Origin of the sequence: Pseudomonas sp. DCA-1, assembly GCF_046523955.1 — a bacterium.
Lineage (GTDB): Bacteria > Pseudomonadota > Gammaproteobacteria > Pseudomonadales > Pseudomonadaceae > Aquipseudomonas > Aquipseudomonas putida_Y.
In genome coordinates, this window is sequence record NZ_CP169881.1 from 4072341 (window position 1) to 4089558 (window position 17218).

At 56.6% G+C, this 17218-nt stretch carries 6 protein-coding genes; 2 read left to right on the top strand and 4 right to left on the bottom strand.

The genetic code is table 11. The features are described from left to right. The 4 genes from ACE4QZ_RS19155 to ACE4QZ_RS19170 form a co-directional block, all read right to left on the bottom strand. Positions 1-3846: an RHS repeat domain-containing protein gene (locus ACE4QZ_RS19155; protein ID WP_410480122.1), complete on the bottom strand. Its 3846-nt coding sequence runs from the start codon at positions 3844-3846 to the stop codon at positions 1-3. A 54-nt stretch (positions 3847-3900) separates the two neighbouring features. After that, entirely contained in the window at positions 3901-6732 is a 2832-nt protein-coding gene (locus ACE4QZ_RS19160; protein ID WP_392504541.1) for a hypothetical protein, read from the bottom strand. A gap of 2 nt (positions 6733-6734) precedes the next feature. Then, positions 6735-9077, bottom strand: a complete 2343-nt coding sequence (locus ACE4QZ_RS19165) for a hypothetical protein (protein WP_223271148.1) — start codon at positions 9075-9077, stop codon at positions 6735-6737. Between the two features lie 275 nt (positions 9078-9352). Continuing rightward, on the bottom strand, positions 9353-11161 hold the full coding sequence (locus tag ACE4QZ_RS19170; RefSeq protein ID WP_028696972.1) for a hypothetical protein: 1809 nt from the start codon (positions 11159-11161) through the stop codon (positions 9353-9355). Positions 11162-11518: 357 nt separating this feature from the next. Here ACE4QZ_RS19170 and ACE4QZ_RS19175 point away from each other — a divergent pair, with 357 nt between their 5' ends. Then, positions 11519-11926: a hypothetical protein gene (locus ACE4QZ_RS19175; RefSeq protein WP_028696973.1), complete on the top strand. Its 408-nt coding sequence runs from the start codon at positions 11519-11521 to the stop codon at positions 11924-11926. Between the two features lie 4 nt (positions 11927-11930). After that, entirely contained in the window at positions 11931-17102 is a 5172-nt protein-coding gene (locus tag ACE4QZ_RS19180; protein ID WP_410480123.1) for an RHS repeat domain-containing protein, read from the top strand. The last annotated feature ends 116 nt before the right edge of the window (positions 17103-17218 follow it).

The following is a 17218-nucleotide window of genomic DNA, read 5'->3' on the forward strand; positions in this document are numbered from 1 at the left end:
TCACAGTACATCCTGCATCGCCAACCGATCCAGCGCATCGTAACCATAGGTAGCCCCACCCGAACCGGACGCCAGCTTGACACGCTGCAAACGCCCTAACCCATCATATTCAAGTTGACGCCCCTCCTCATCCAGTATCAGGTTGCCATCGGCATCGTATTCCAACTCAATGATTCGCGGCTCATCTTCAAGCCCATTGATGGTGATGCCCGTCAGTTGCGCGGGGTCCCAAGGGTTGTCGAAATGATAACGGGCATCGATCATGCCTTCCTCGAACAGGGTGCGCACTCGGGTGATGTTATCCAGTGCGTCCATATCGAAGCGCTGCAGCTGGATCTTGTTGCCATATGGGTCTACGGGTACATAGGCGTCTTCACCCTGACACTCGTAGTCGGTCAACCGGCCTCGCTCGTCATAGACGTAGCTTTCTTCGCGCAGCACCGGCGTGCCCTCGCCCTCACTAAGCGTTTTAGTCACGATTGCATCAACTGCATCGTAGGTTTGGGTCAACGTCTGCTGCGTGTCGCCAAAATCAAAAATGCGGGATGTCTCGCGCTCGAACTCATCGTAGCCCAAGGTAGTTGTCAGGCTACGCACAGTACCGTCGGGTTCCTTCGTTTCCGTCATGTAGGACTCGATACGGCCCAGTGCGTCATAGTAGAAGCGGCTGACCAGTGTACCCAGGCTGGTTTCCTCGAGCTGGCCCAATGCGTTGTAACGGTGTGATTGAACACCTCCTAATACATCCGTGTAACTCAACAGGCGACCGCCAAGGCTGTGGACGTACTGCATGCGAAGCGGTTCCCCACCCCCCTGGCTACGCGTTTCCGAACGCAGGTGACCGGTACTGTAATAGTCTCGCGAAAGCTCATCACCATTTTCCTTGCATCCGAGCAGCCGAGCATTTTTTGTGTCGTAGTCGTATTCCGCATTCACCTCGGTGTTAACCAGGGTCCTTTGCCAAGGCTCTTCACCTACCTGTGGCACATACTTGTAAACAATATGCTCGCCACGGGGGGAAATCACTGACTCCGGCTGGCGCATGCCCGGGGCATATTCCATCAAGCGCCGACGACCACCGGTAACAGACGCCACCATACGGTTCAGGCCGTCAAAGGCCTGTTCGCCCAATACATGCTCCTCCACTACCCCACCAACGGTTTCCAACACTTTGATCAGCACCGGCAGGTCTTCGTGGCTATGCGGCGCATACTCACGCACCACCTGCGAGTTATCGGCCAAGGTATGCACGAGCAGTCGATCGAATTCATCGTAGGCAAAGGCAGTTTGCGCTTGACGGCCATCGATTTCCCGAGAGGTCCGGCCCAGGCCGTCATAAAAATACTGGTGCAAGCTTTCCCGTTTGCCATCAAGGCGCAAGCGCTCGACACGCACCGGCTTGTCGAACAGATTCTGCCATGTCACGGTCTTGCCAGTGCGCACCTTACCATCCCCCGATTCACGCCACTGCGTGATGATCGGCCCTGCTGATTCTTGCGTGCCGATCGGGTCGGTTTGTTCATGGTTGCGCACACCATCCGGCCCAACCTCACAGCAACGCTGCCCCCAGGCGTCGTACTCGTAACGGGTGGTCAGCGGCAGGTCTTCCAGCGCCAGCCACTCATGCTCAACCTCTTCAACCAGGTTGCCCAGGGCATCGTACGTTGCACTATAGGTCTGACGCTGCGCTTCCTGGGCTGCTGGCGTAAGCGCATAGTCGGGATCCTGGCGCATCCGCCGAACTTCGCGGTTCAGGCCATCGACATAGCTCCAGGTCGTAACACCCTTGACGTCTACCATGACCTGCAGAGCCTGGCTGCCATTGGACGACAGGTGGTAGCTGTACTCGCGTTTCGCCGTGTACTCGGTACCCGGCGCAACGGTTTCGCTTGTTACGCGTCGCAGCTCGTCATAGGTATAAGCGATCTGCACATCGTTGCTCTCATAGTTTTCGTCATAATGGAGCAGCGGTTCACCGATCAACACCGAATGCCGCAAAGTGGTGACTTTTTGCGCGTGACGCTTGCCCGTACCTGGCAGATAATGCCCATGGTCGAAGCCGTTCAGAGTCGCCACGGTTTGCACAGCGGGATGCTGGTCTACCTCAACCCGGGTGTAGTTATAGGTTGTATGGGTAACCTTGCCGTTCAGCTTCAGCGTTTCACTGACAGGCCGGCCATGTTGCAACTTATCGTCGCGTGGGGTCGCGAGCCTGGACTGGCCATGACGCAATGCCTTGATCTGGCGCCCTCGCACCAGGCCACGATGCCACGTACCGCCAACGCTGTCTGCATATTCATTCTGGGTATGGCGCAACAGCTTGGCGCCCTGCACTCGCACCAGTGCTTCAGTATGCTGAAGCAACTTGCCCCTGGCATCAGCGTCGAGGGCGGACAATTTGACGTAGGTATAGTCGCTACGCAGTGTTTCTGCTCCGGCATCGCCTTCGGCGGCGGGCTCCACCGTGCGCGATCTCAGCCACCGGACAAAGCCTTCTGGATCACCGGGGTAGCCTTCCTCGGCGGCCGCTGGGTAATAGGTGCTGTGCGTTGTCACACCATTGGGTTGCTGCTCCAGTATCAGGTTGCCGTATGGGTCATAGCCAGTGGTGACTGTCTGCTCCCGGTAAGCGTTTGAGTTTCCTGCCAGCCGCCAGGCGGTTGTCACGGTCTTGGGTAACTGGAAATTATTCGGTTGTGCCGAGAACTCTAAATTATCGAGCTCATGATAGGTGGTGGTAACGGTATTGACACAGGCTTCCTGGGTAGTGACCTGTTTGGTTATTAAATGGAAGCGGTTGAAACTGCGCTCGACCACGCGCACCGCAACCTTGTTCATATAGTGGCTTGTCGTCGAGGTATAGAGAAAATCGTTCCCGGTGAACTTGTACAAGTTGTCGAAGCCATTGTCCTCCCAACTGACGCCGGCGCCATTACCTAGATAATTGTTGCTGCTGAAGGCATAGCGTGTTTCGACATCGTCCTGTTCAAAGCCTGGGCTCACGACATGGCGCGTTACGTACGGTAGCGTCCTCCCGCCAGGCAAGTCATGACCATCGTACTTGTATTCGATGGCTTCGCTGCCACCGAGCGGGGTCCGCACATGGGTCAACAAACGCAAAATGCCCCACGACTCAGTTTGCAACGGATGATAGTCGAATTCCCAGCGTGCCTTGTCCGGGGTGGGTAACACGACTTGTTTCAGTTCATCGCCGTCGCGTACCAAGGTGTAACGTGCGAAGGCTTTGGTCCCGGGGTTCAAGTCGATCAGCACATCGCTGGTGGAATAGTCGATTTTCAGCAAGGTCCTGTTGGTGTCGTCAACGATCCATTCCAGGCAGGGCGCACCGTCCACAGGCGTGTAGCCCAGGGTGATGCCGTGACCTGTCTCTGCCAGCACCCGCACGGGCAAGGACACGGTGTAATCGGGAGCCTGTGGCTCAAGCAGCTCGATCAAACCGGTCTTGTGCGCCACGCGATAGCGCTTTTGCTCGCCTTCGCTGACATTTTCAAAATGAAAGCTGTCGATTTTGCGCTCTAGCACCACGGCCTGCTCACCCGGACCGTTGTCGTCCACTTTGAAGCTTTCACCGGAATGCAGGTTGAGCATCCCACGGTTCGTGAATTGGCTCAGGTTCAAGCTCCAACCGCCTCCGAACCCCGGATCCCCTTTGCTCATCGGGTTGTAGGACAGCCGCAGCGGCAGGCTGGGGCCGTTAAGGTCGTTGGCGGGCAGTTCGGGTAACTGGATCGCCAGTGTGTATTGCCCGGTTCGCGGGTCAACGCCACCCTGCACGAAGCTGAGGAAGTTGAAAGCATTGGAATGGACGATGGATTGGGTCGTCATGGTAAATACTCACTCGATAATGGGGTGCGTCGCCCGCGAACGGGCGACTTGGCTTTACTGCCCCTCAAGGACAAACTGATTGCGGCTGTCCACACCGCCCTTGAAGGTAATTCTCAAGCGGTGGGCATTGCCGTAGTTGTCGGTGAGCGTTACGACCAGTGGTCTGTCCAATACCTTGCGATACTCGGTATGTTCGGTGTCAACCCAGTATTTCAAGTTCGGTACCCGGTCCAGGCTCAACAGCAGGGTGCCAGCACTGACGGATTCATGGCCTTTGAACTCATAATCCAGGCCCTCAAACTTCACCTTTTCCTCATGCACCAGCAACTCGAGTTCAGCCCCATACGTGATGCCGCTCAGTGGCGATACGGAATCCGTATCACGACGGGGAATGAACGCAAACCCTGTGTAGCTGCAGTAGGTTTCGTCGATCAGTTCGCTTTCCCACTTCATCATCGAAGCATGCGCCAGACGGGCCCTGACAAACTCGAGCCCGGGAGCTCTGAGTACCCAGTAATCGGTGGTGTAATGCCAATAGTTGAAGAAGTCGCCGTTTGAGTGATTACTACCATCGTGGGTATACACCCGCTTTGGCTCAAATTTGTAATCATCAATATTGGGCGGGGAAACTTGCACCCCTTGCAGCTCGAGCACCCCCGGGCCCTCCTCCACGAGGTCAGAGTAATGCCAGCCGTTGTTATGATCCTGGAATTTGGCCTTGAACTTCCTGACCTCAGCCTCCAGGGCGTTCACAAAGAAGGTCACGGTACGCCGTGCGTCGATAGGCGCTAGCAATGAGTCTTGCTCAGCCTGAACCGCGCTAACTGGAAAGTAGTCGTAGCGAACATTGCGACGCTTGGTAACTGCCCATTTCTGGTCAGCTGCCTCCTCAGGCAGCTCATCAGGGTCCAACCCATCAGCACCAGCCGGCAAGACGTAGACTGGGCTGCCGTCCTCGTATAGCAGCTCCAGCGTCGATAATTCCTGATCGCTCACCGGGTCCCATACAGTCCCGTCAGCCCCCTCGAAACTTTTGGTTTCGATAACGACGTCGATGCCAACCTGCTGCAAACCATTGGCCCAGACCTTGTTACGATTGCTGTTATTACGCAAAACTTCAAATCTGTTGAGCGCTTTCCAACGCTCCTGCAGTGTGGCCATTTGTTGCACACTGTTACGCCCGTGCTCGATCACGGCAAGCCCCCCAAGCCCGTAGGCAACGCCGACAACGACGCTGACTTCACCCGGCCCGCCTGGCTCAGCCCCCGGCGCGGTGTAGACACCGTCCTTAAGCGTACCTTTACCGAAGAGCAACCATGAGTCCGCCTTATAATCGAGAAGAGCGAAGTCCTGGGTCCCGCTGGGTGGCATTTGGGTGACATGGAACGGCTCGAGCTGGAGCATCATGGAGTATTTGATCATCACCACCGTTGCATAGCCGCTGTCGGCGCCGCGCGACACCTTTATACGCAACAGCTCCACTGGCTCCTTTTCGTCTTTGGCGCTCGGCGTATACCTGACACTGCGGGGGTCTCCCGGAATCGCTTCAAAGCCGTCAGTGGTGCCATCCTCGAGCGCCCAGGATATGCCCTCGCCATGTGACGCCGTCAGCGTGAGCGCAGGATCGCCTTTGTTCCAGAGCACTACCTTGGGTGAAATCGCCAAGGCCTCGCTGGACTCGACCACTAATGCCGTACGTACTTCACTGTCGGGCGAGTTGGTCAGCTTGGCCGTCACTACGACAACTTGCGAGTCACTGGCAAATTTGTCGATGGCCGAAGCGGTATAACGCCCGGCCACCATGTCACCGCACGCACGCGGATAAGTGAGATTACGCACCGACCATTCACTGGGCGCCGTGCCCGTCAGGGTGAATTGCTTGTCCCTGGAAGCCCCTAGACTACTTAGCGCCGGCTGCAGAATACGCGCGTCCTTGCTAGGCGTAATATCGCCAAACAGGATGGTGTCATGCTTCTTGTACTCTTCGGACATCGCAATCTCATGTTTCTGCGGCAAGACCACCTGCGACAACACGTCGGTGGCGAACTTGGCCATCAGGGGGGCCCAAGCCTTGCTTACCAGCAGCGAAGCACCGTAGTTGTCCTTGCCGGCACCGCTCGCCGGCAGTAGGTAGAGCCACCCGGCAGGCGCATAGCCCCACTTCAGCGCACCCCTTAACTGCATGAGCAACACCACGGCCCCATCGTCCGCAGGCGATGAGCCGCTGCCCCCCCCTTCAGGGGCCTTTTGCGCCACGACAGTGAAATCCACCACGGACATTGCGTTATAGCCAAAGTGGAATTCGATCGTTACCACCGGCAATGCCCAGTTGCGCAACTGCGGCCCCAGCTGCCGCAGCAAATATGCGCCCATGGTGCTTTCGGCGTTTGGGGTTGGCGCCAGGTTACAGACCGGGTCGGAGACCGTACTCCAATCGATGACCAATTGGCCCTTGTCGGCATTACGTGACCGCACTACCTGCAAATCGACGGTCACTTCGAATCGAAAGCCCATGCCCGGCTGCAGCACATGGCTGCGCCTCAAGAAGCCAGGCTCGCCTGGGTACTCGGCAATCATGCTACACCTGCCGGCGATCAGTTCCATGCTCAGCTTGACCCGTGCCGACCGACCACTGGCCGCTCTGAACGACACCTGGGGCGGGCCGAACATGATGTTCGCGAAAACAACCTTCTCGGTGTTGTTATCCGCGTAATATTCGCCGCTGAACGGCACGATAAAGTCCTGGGTCGCGAATGCCTCGACAAAGCGATCCTGCAACAGTTGGTTGAAACGGTCGCGGCCGATCGAGAGCATCGCACCCCAGCCGTGCATGGCGTCACCCTTGCTCAGTTCTGCGAGCAGGTCATCCTTTGAATTGCTAGCCATGATCAAGCCCCCTTCGCACCGGTGTTTTGCTTGACTTGCTTCAGCTTCTCGATGTAATCCGGGTCGTAGGGTAATGGAAGCACGACGTAATCCCAGGTATTGGGCCTAGTCTTTTCAATCGCTGCAAGAATGACGTAATCGCTGTCCTTTTCGTTGATTGTATAAACACCCGTTTTTTCATCAATATTGCCCGCCCCCCTTACCGTGTACCAATCGACCGCATCAGGCGGGATTAGCTCAGGGTCCATCATTCCCCCTGGAGTCCAAAGCTCCAGCGCCAGCTTTCCTTCTTCCGGCTGCGTAGCCTTGAGCACGCCAGTGACAGGGAACCACGCTATGAGGATATCGAAGACGTCCGTCTCCCCCCCAGCGGATACCCGCACAGTGTCCAGTTGCAACACGCGCCCAATCGTGTTCGCAGCACCCGGTTGATGGGTCGGTGCCTCATAAATGCGCGCGTTCGCACCCGGGGGAATCTCAAGGTTATCGTCGTCGGCGTTTGGCTCACGCAAGGCGCCTTTGGCACCGCCCCCCATGCTCCACTGCAACTGTTCATCCAAGCTGCCACCTATCAGCAGGTAAGTGCGGGGTTTCGTCGGAGGCTCCGGCGAATAATGGGCGACCTGTAGAAGCGGATAGGCCGAGACTTTTCTAGCGACGACTGTCACCAATGCCCGACTGATACTGTCGCCTGATTGGGCCTCGACGATGACCTGCTTCGAGGCACCTGTGATCTTGTCCCGCGTCGGCGCGGTATAGGTGCCATCCTTGATAGAGCCTATTTCACCCTCTGAGCCTGGCACGGGCTTGACAGTCCAGGTAACTGGGCCGTTGGGTGGTGTCGTCAGGGCGAAGTCCTGACTTGTACCGGCCCCAATCGATGCCTCTAGAGGTTCAATGGCAAAGGCGGTGAACTTCGGTGCCAGGGTACCCAGCAACGACAGGTCGCCCGGGGTTCGCACAAGCTGGGGTTCAGCGACCTGATTGCTACGGAACAACAACCCATTCAAACGCAAAACGTCCAGCGAAACCGATGCGTTATTCACAGCCGTCCAGATCGTCTTGAAACTCGCAACTACGCTTTCCAACACGACTGGGGCGGTGTCCTGTATGATATATTTTTCAAATGGACCGATCCCCCAGTTATAACCATCCAGATTCTCGATATCAACGACCTTCGACGTCTCAGAACCGGCTTTGAAAATCACTCTACCATCATTTGCAAGGTCAATATCAAACTCTTTCGTGCACAAAAGCTTGTACCGCGCACGCCGCTCAGCGGTCCACCAAACCTCGGTCCAAAGGAAATAAGCCTCGAATGTAACGTCTGCAACCGGAGCCCACTGAAAAATAATTTTGTTGTTTGCGACCAAGCGAAACCTTAAACTTTTGTCATTCTCTGTCAAAGCAAATGCGTCATAACGCTGCCAGCGCACCCAGCTATCTTCGTCAAAATCCTCGCGATCACCTGGGTAACTGAAATTGACCGTGGAACTAAAGTCAATTCCTACACAGAAAGCACCCTCTTGTACGAACACCGGTTCCGGGTCCGTGATCTCGGGCACACTTCTCCACAGCTTGGAGAGCACATGCTTGACCCAGCTGTCATTACTTATGATCAAGTTTAACGTGTAAGAGTCGTGTTCACTGCCCGGCGCTGGCAATGGCAGTAAATACGGAAAACCTTCATCGCCCGCAGGCCAATCACCGACCGCCTCACCATGGAAGGCCACGCCAACCAGTACCGCGCCCTCTTCAAGTTCGGCCGGATCAGTACTCGCGAGCGCCTGGCCGGCCTTGGCCAGTGAGTGCGTTCGAACCGAGAAAGAAGTCGGCTTCAATTCACCTTCCACTGGCGCGAGCGTGTTCAGTTCCCATACTTGCTCTTCCACCTCCCTCCCTTGAAACTCTTTCCGAATAGCGCTACCCACCTTATCGTTCAAGTCCTTCCATGCAGAAACTTCGAACGTATAGGCTGTACCCTCGGCCAGGTTCAGTGTTACCCGGCCCTTGTCATTAATGTTGCCCCCGTTGCTCTCTTTGAGAGAGATGTTCATACGCACGGACGGGGCGGTCAGTGGGTCGACCCGAGCGATGCTTACCACTTCCAAGGTATCACTGCCTGACTTTTCGCGCAGATGCTTGATGGTGCCGCCAACCATACGCATGCTCAACCGCGCATCAGAGCTACTAATGCTCGAGTTGACGAAGGTCAAGCTGGGTTTGCTGAAGGTAAGCTCCGCCAGATCAATATAACTACCCGTCTCAGTTAGATCACGCAGGTTGATAGGTTTTAGCCAATGGCTACCGTCGAAACGTTCAATGTGCTCCTGGGTCAACAGCATGTTGGTCTTAAAACGATCATAAACCAGTATAGCCCCCCAATCTTTCGTCTGGGGCTTTTCTCCAAGGAATTTCAAATATTGAGCAAGTGTAGGCCTAGGCATTTATTTAACCCTCTGAACTCTAGAAACAAGAAAGGTGCATCACAGACTGCACAGCAGTGTGCCCGCACAGCGTTACAACAAAACAACCTGCTGACAGCACTTCACTTAAAATCACTCAGCGCCCGTCATCGCTGGAAACAAAACGCCAGCACTTGATGCGCGACAACCTGGAACTAGTCGACTAACGTCAAGCTATTAACACGAAAGGGCGTATAGTAAATTCCACCGTCATAGCTGAGCCGTGGATACAACGTGAATCCCTGATCCACGATGAGCCGCTTCAATATGTCCTTGGGTAACTTCGCCTTCACCCCGGCCTCGACTTCCCCTGAGGAGACTTCGATAGCATCGTGAAACACGTATTCCTGCTCGCCCTCTGCCGTCACGCCGACGATCGACAAGGTCAGTAGTTGCTTTTCAGCAATGAAGTGCCAAGTTCCCAGCTCTAGCTCGGCACCGTCTTCAGGCACTTTCGAGAGCGGCAGCTCTTTACCAACGACACCCTTGCAGATAATCTGCGGCAACTGTTCATGTGGCAGTGGCGCTACTCGCAGGTGGTAGGCCACCGAGTCGAAATAATCAGCTTCATCGGCTTCGTTGATCACCCGGTAAAACACCTTGAAACGCCTGGATTCGTCCTTGTTACCCCGCGCCATATTCGCCACAACATACTGCGCCGGGATGAGAAAACGCAGCGGGTCGGCTGTGCTCGCAGGCTCCTTGGCCACGTATTGGCCCCATTCGGAATGCCCCATCCAATGCACCTGCACGCGTTCTCCAGGCGCGACAACGCCGGTGGGCACTACAACATATACGCCGTCAATACCAGACAGCGCCTCCATCGTTCCCCAATCTGGCGTTGCATCCGGGTTGGCACCCCTGATATCAGGCGCCACCAGCGCCTCTCGCATTGGCAGTATCTCTACCTGCAACTCGCTCGAACTCAGGCTCTCGCCCGGTCGGCCATATTGGTAGCTCAACCACACCGTCGTGCCCCCATTGGACGCCAAGGTTTCGCCAGAAACCTGAAAAGGGATCGAGGCCGCCTCCATGGTGCTGGGATCGACACGCACCGACTGGATCAGGTCCCCCACCGGGCTGCGCCAATGCATGACAACGCGGTCAGACGGCGCCATCGAAGGGTACACCGGAACCCGGATCGTCACGCCCGAGCGGAGCTTCGCCGGCTCCAGCGGTTCGCCCTCCGCATGCCCATCGATGGCAGGTTTTTCGAGGGGCTGGGGCAAAGTCGCGCCCGAGTCGATTTCCCAGCGTTGGACAGGCGAATCGAGCTTGCTGCCGTTCACCAATTCAATGCTGTAAGAGCCCTCTGCATGGCCCTTTTCCAGTAAGCTGAAAAAGTTTTTGGGAACGGTGGCCGAGAGGGCTTTCTTGCCGAAATGGTCTTCATCGACTACCAGCGTCCTGGACCAATCATCATCTTTATCCCCATCTTCGTCGTAGCCGACCACCTTGAGATGGACTTTGTCTCCCGGCTGCATGGCCTGGTAGGGAGCGACAAGCACGGTCACCACACCACCGACGGGGAGCTTGCGGGGCTGAATGACCAAGCCGTGCGAGGGCAGCGCCTGTAGCACCGCTAGCGTCTCGCCTCCCTCTTGCGGGCGCACCCCCACATAGCAAAACTGCCGAAGTGACTCCAGCGGGTTGCCGCCGGATGGGAATACGGTGTAGGACAGAAATGCCCATCCGCCAGCGGCGCCTCGGATAGTTGCGTTATCGATCTTTACCTCGACCCCATCTATCGGGTCGACCGGGTACCCCGCGCCTGTATCATCGAAGGCATCACCGCCCGGGTTAGCCCCTATCCAGCGTGGGCTTACAGTATCTGCGTCATCCATACCCGTGTACTTAATACGCACGACCAATGCATCGGCACCCAATTTATCCAGATCTATCTCATCACGTTCATTCAAATCAGGGATATGCGGCTTCTCGGGTGCAGCTTTCAGCCCACTCATGTCAAGCGACCTCAGGTTAATTACCCTTTACGCTGAAACGTCGCAATCGCTGATCAACCTGCCAATTTGAACAGGACGAATACGTCGACGCCATCGCATGGGCGACTGTAGGAGTGCCAGCTGAACGCTACGCCCTGGAACACTTGGGCCTCGTCTGCCAGCAACATATTTCAGCAAAGTTATAGCCCTGCTCGGATCGGTCGAACAACTGGTAAAACTGCTAGGTGCGCGCCAGAGAAAGCCCCCCTAGCCTGTATGCGAATACGTGAGGCCTATGCGCATCACTTTCGCTCATGGATGTCGCGGGCACTCCAGCTGCGGCACACCCGATCCACACGCTGACATGAGACGACCAGCATGAACACTGAAAGTGCCCCCCTCCAGTCGGGCGTTATAATGGTTACCGACCCGGACCAAGCCTTTAACGAATTAATCATCCCAGAAAAGTATGGCGAAACATTCACACTCAACATAACGCTTTCCAAGCCACGCAAAATCCAATTCGCCGATATACCTTCCGCCTCGGTCATTACATTGACTGGCAATGACTGGTCACTAAAACTCAAGACCACTCACCACCCGGCCGGCCTGGAGCCGAACGATATTTACTATTACGCGAGAACTTACGATAACAACGCCTTCATCAAGGAAGGGATGGGCGTGGTGGTCATGGGAAAAACCGGTACAGCGAGCAACGACACACTAAAAAAAATTGAGGTCACCCTTTCGAAAAAACCTGGCCTCCCATCCACTTCGCGAGAATAATGTCATGTCCGTGCATTCCAACGCCTTCAACTTTTCAAGTTTCGTTCAAGGCAGTGTCGACCCGCGCACCGGCCAATATGCGTTAAGCATCGACCTGCCAACACTTAACGCCAATAACCTGTGCGGTCCCGACCTGCCGTTGCAGCTTAATTTCAACCCGATGAACAACGAGAAGACGGGGTTCGGTACTGGCTGGAGCCTGAAACTGACACGCTTTACCGTCTCCTGCGGCATGCTCAACCTGCACAGCGGTGAAAGATTCAAGGTCGACAACAATGGTCCTGGGGAGGCTGCCGTCATCGCGGAGCGTAAGCTGGAAAGTTTTCACTTCAGCGATATCAGCGAGGGCGAACAGAAACGCTTTCGCATTGCGCACAAGTCGGGCCTGACCGAAATCCTCGAACCACGCGACGCCAACTATGATTGGGCAGTGCCGGTACGGGTACTGGCGCCGTCAGGGCATGGCATCAACCTGCACTACGCACCAGACAAGACCACGCCGCACCTGACATCGATCAGCGATGACAGCAAGCGCGTGTTACTGCGCATTGATTACACCGGCAACGCCGAGGTACTTATAGATATAAACCCGGGCACCGAGGCTCATGCCCGGTTTACCTTGGGGCTGCAAGGTGGTCACCTGACAAGTGTGTCCCTGCCGGGCCCGGACAAAGCAGCCTGGCAGTTTGACTACGTCCCCTATGATAACGATAGCCTGTACTACCTGACCCGCCTGGAAAGCCCCGTCGGTGGCATCGAAACGGTTAAGTACAAGGTGGACGGCCATGCGTTTCCAGGTGTGAAAGACAAATACCTGCCCTACGCCACCGAACACATCCTTCAGCCCGACCCACTGGACGATACCACTTACCTGAAAAACACCTACGAGTTCAGCAACAACAACTTCCTGGGCAATGGTGCCGGTGTCAGCTGGTCCGACACGGGTCTAGACATTCTCTACGACTCCTCTGATCCCACCTTCCGCTACCAGTCCACATCACACCACTACCTGGGCGACCAAGTGCTGCGAACGGTCACACGCACCTTCAACCGCTTTCATCTCCTGACCGAACAGGTCACCCAACAACAGGGTTGCATCGAAACCGTCACGACCAAGTACCACGAAGTAGACAATCTGAACTTCAAGGCTCAGCCCAACCATTTCCAGTTGCCCCACCAAGTGACCAAGTCCTGGACGCTGGACGGCAACTCCAACAAGCGCCGCGATGAAACCCTGGTGACCCTGTACGACACCTTTGGCAACCTGACCGAGGAGATCCAGGCCAACGGCATACGCACGGTACGCGAGTACTACTCCAATGGATGCGAAGGCTGCCCGGAAGACCCAGAAGGCTTTGTGCGCAACCTGAAATGTGAAACGGTCTACCCGGCGCCCGTGGCCGACAGCTCACTGGATGCTGCTCCGATCAAGCGCAACCGCTATCGGTACGTCAAACTACCCGCTCTGGCCCAGGCCACATCCCAGCAACTGCCCAACCACTGGCTGGCACTGGAGAACGAGGACACCTTCGAGGTCAAGATCGAGGCACGCGCTGGCGGGCAGAAAGCAGAAACAGAACACCTGCTGCACAGTAATCACCGCTACTACCTGAACATGCCTGAAAATCCACTCTTGCATGGCCGCACCGACAAGCATGAGTTCAGCATGAACGGTTTCTCGGCCAGTACCGCCTGGCGCTATGAGATCACCAATGATCTCGACGGTAATCCTACCTGGCTGCAGACCAAAGAAACCTACAAAGCACCCGGCGGCACGCTCGAAACGACGACCCGCGCCGCGCAGTCGATCATTAGTGGCCAGTTGGTCGAAGATGAAGATCTCAATGGCGTGGTGAGCCGCTTCCGCTACGACATGCTGAACCGCCTGATAGAGCACACTACGGCGCCCGACAGCGTTTACCAGGCCACCCGTAGCTACGCCTACCGATTCTTCATCGATGAGGGACGAAAACGCTCCTATGACCAAGTCACTGACGCCAAAGGGGTGATCACACGGGTGGTCTACGACGGCCTGAACCGGCCGATCAGGGAAGAGCGCGAGGTCATCGTTGCTGGCGACCCAGCAACGCGCCTGACGCGCACGCTATCGACGTCACGCTATGACTCGGCAGGCCGCCTCATCCGCGAGACGCTCTACGACTACCCACCTGTCGATGCAGGTGCGCAGGCCCCGCAACAGCCCGACGTCACCACGACCTATGACTATGGCTACGACGGCTGGGGTGCACGCAGCCAGGTATTCCGCTCGGATGGCGTCACGGAGTTCACGGACTCCACACCGTTCGGCGTAGGCGGCGATCTGGTCACCGAGTGGATTGAAACCCGGGACCAACCGGGCGTCAGGCAGAATGTGCGGGTCAGCCAGCTGAATGCCTTCAACAAACCATCCTACGAGTACCGCCAGATCGAAGAGCCAGGTCAACCACCGGTGCAAGTCGGCCGCACGGACTACGTCTACGATGGGTTTGGCCGCTGCACCCAGGACACTTTCAGCTCCACCACACCGGGCAGCAAGGCAGTACCCCGCATCCGCAAATTCAGCTATGACGTCTGGGGACGCATGTACAAAACCGTGCGCCCGAACGGTAGCGCGCTGCTGCGTAGCTTCGTCGGGTACAGCGTGGAGGAACTCACCACCAGGCTGGAAGTGCAAAAAGCGGGCAGCGACACCGCCGAAACGGTATTCAGCCGCAGCTACGATGGCCTGGGCAGGCTGAAACAGGTGAAGATCGGCCCACGGATCGAGGACTACGACTACGTGACGCAGACCTTGCTGATCGACAAGCGTACGGCTTACGCACAAGACAAGAACCGCAAGCGCGTCATCCAATACAATTACCTGCCGCAGCTGACTGAACAACCCACCATGCTGGATGCCAGTATCGAAGTGTCAGGGCAACGGCATTCCACTACGCAGGCCATCTTCGGCTACGACAAGACCACCGCGCAGATATCGAGCGCCGACAACGGCAATGGCCGACACGGGTATGAATACACCCAGGAGGGCTACCTGGCTAAAGACACCTGGATGGTCGGGGGCAAAGAGCAACACCACAGTGACTACAAACACTCCCTTCAAGGCAGGATACGCACTCGCAAGCACTCCGATGGCCACGAGTGCGAATACGGTTATGACGCCGAGGGCCGCGTAAACAGCATCAGCCAAGGGGCGCTGCACAGTGTTCTCAAGTACAACAGCCAGGGTTTGCTGTGCAGCACCGAAACCCGTGACGGCGGGAATGCCGATCGCTGCGTGCTGTGCACCCAGACATACGATGCCCTGGGCCGTGAGAAAACACGCACGCTGACCGTAAATGGCGCTGCAGAACAAGTGTTGAGCCTGGAATGGTACGACAATGACTTGCTCTATAGCCGTACGCTGGTTCGGGACGCAAAGGAGGTGCGCAAGGAAACCTTCGAGTACGATGAACTCGATCGCTTGGTCCAGTACACCTGCACTGGCGAGGACCTGCCCAGCGACACCAAAGGGCGCCAGATCAGTGTCCAGCTGTTCCGCCTCGACGATTTGGACCGGCTAACCCGTCGCGCCACCGAGTTTGCCGATGGCAACAGCGAGAGAGCCGACTTTACCTACAAAGAGGATGGCAGTTTCCAATTGGAAAAGGTTGCCTATCGCCTGCTCGAGGGCTACACCGCCCAACAGGCCTTCGACGATGAATGGCAGGCATTCGAAGAGGAGCAGACATTCGACGAAGAGCAGACGTTCACCTATGACGAGCAAGGCAACATGCTCAATGACGAACTTGGCCGCAAGCTTGAGTACGACACCCTTGGCCGTTTGCAACGGGTCATCGATGTCGACGGCAAAACCACGCTGGTGGAGTACCAGTACGACGGGCATGATCAATTGCTGGCATCGCGGCATGCCGACGGCCGCCAGGTACATCGCCGTTTCCTGGGCCATCAGCTGGACAGCACGCTGGAAAACGATGTCCTGACTCAATACCTGTACAGCGGCATCCAGCCCCTGGGCGTTCAGCAATACCCGGCCGCCCCCGAGGCCACACGGCTGCTGCACAGCGATATCGCCGGTAGCGTGGTCAGCGAAACCGATGCCCAGGGTACCCGCCACGCCAACTACAGCGTCTATGGCGAGCGCCCTGCCGACAACGGCATGCGCACCCTGCTGGCGTTCAACGGCGAAGCCCGCGAAGAAGCGCTTGGCTGGTATCTGCTCGGCAGCGGCTATCGTGCGTACAACCCAGGACTGATGCGCTTCCACAGCCCAGACTCGCTAAGCCAGGAGGAAGCAGGCATCAATCCCTACCTGTACGCCCTAGGCAACCCGGTGAACTGGCGCGACCCTACCGGGCACCGTGTCCAAGGCATCCCTCCTGACCGTGTACCACCATCGTATATCGACCCGCCCGAGAAGCCCAAAGCGCCTTGGGGCGCTTGGATAGGCGTGGCCATAGCCGGGGTGATATTCGCCGCTTCAGTATACTTAATGCCGTGGTCAGCGCCATTGAGTCTTAGTTTAGCCCCTAAATTCGCCTTGGGGGTCGCGGGTGTCACCGCCAACGGCATCGCGTTCTTTGGACAGATCTATATCGCCGTCAACAATGAAGAGGACCAGAACCTGCAATACATACTCTTTGGACTCTCCTTTGCGGGCGGTTTCGCTTCGGGGGTCGGGATCAAGGCTAGCAGAGCGGCGCTCCACGCGGCCAAAGCGGCTGCCGCCAGAACGAGTGGAATAAGCGCAGCGCTCAAAAACATTGGCGAGATGAACGCAGGTATCATCAAACATGGGGGCAAGCTCTCACCAGTGGCAAACCCATCTTCTGCCGGTGGGGGTTCGCTCTCCCGAGCCTCGACAATGGCTACCAGAGGAAGTAACAGCCCAAGGATCTTGACCAGAACAAATTCTAACAGGTCGGTGGTTAACCCTTCGAATACTTCTCGGAATTCACCTAACCCCACCCGTTCCAACTCCGTCACGAGCCGTACCTCGAACAACAATTCCCGCGGGGAAAACTTCGCTGAGACAACCCAAAACTCTGGTCAATCGTCTGGCACTTCAACTCCATCCTCACCTGTCTGGCTGGAGGGTCCACCGGATTTTACGAGAGCATTCGAGTGGGCAGAACCAGGAAAAGGTGTACGTTCCGGACACTTTACATATTTAGATTAATGACCTGCGGACTGACCCCAACCAAGTTCCCGCTGCGCAACGCAGCGGGAACCTTCCCACAATGCATTACCCCTCGCTCACGCTGATTACTCCGCCAGACACTGAAGACTCTTCCT

Coding starts and splice junctions, on each gene's coding strand:
- ACE4QZ_RS19155 (WP_410480122.1), bottom strand. CDS start 3,846: ATGACGACCCAATCCATCGTCCATTCCAATGCTTTCAACTTCCTCAGC.
- ACE4QZ_RS19160 (WP_392504541.1), bottom strand. CDS start 6,732: ATGGCTAGCAATTCAAAGGATGACCTGCTCGCAGAACTGAGCAAGGGT.
- ACE4QZ_RS19165 (WP_223271148.1), bottom strand. CDS start 9,077: ATGCTGTTGACCCAGGAGCACATTGAACGTTTCGACGGTAGCCATTGG.
- ACE4QZ_RS19170 (WP_028696972.1), bottom strand. CDS start 11,161: ATGAGTGGGCTGAAAGCTGCACCCGAGAAGCCGCATATCCCTGATTTG.
- ACE4QZ_RS19175 (WP_028696973.1), top strand. CDS start 11,519: ATGAACACTGAAAGTGCCCCCCTCCAGTCGGGCGTTATAATGGTTACC.
- ACE4QZ_RS19180 (WP_410480123.1), top strand. CDS start 11,931: ATGTCCGTGCATTCCAACGCCTTCAACTTTTCAAGTTTCGTTCAAGGC.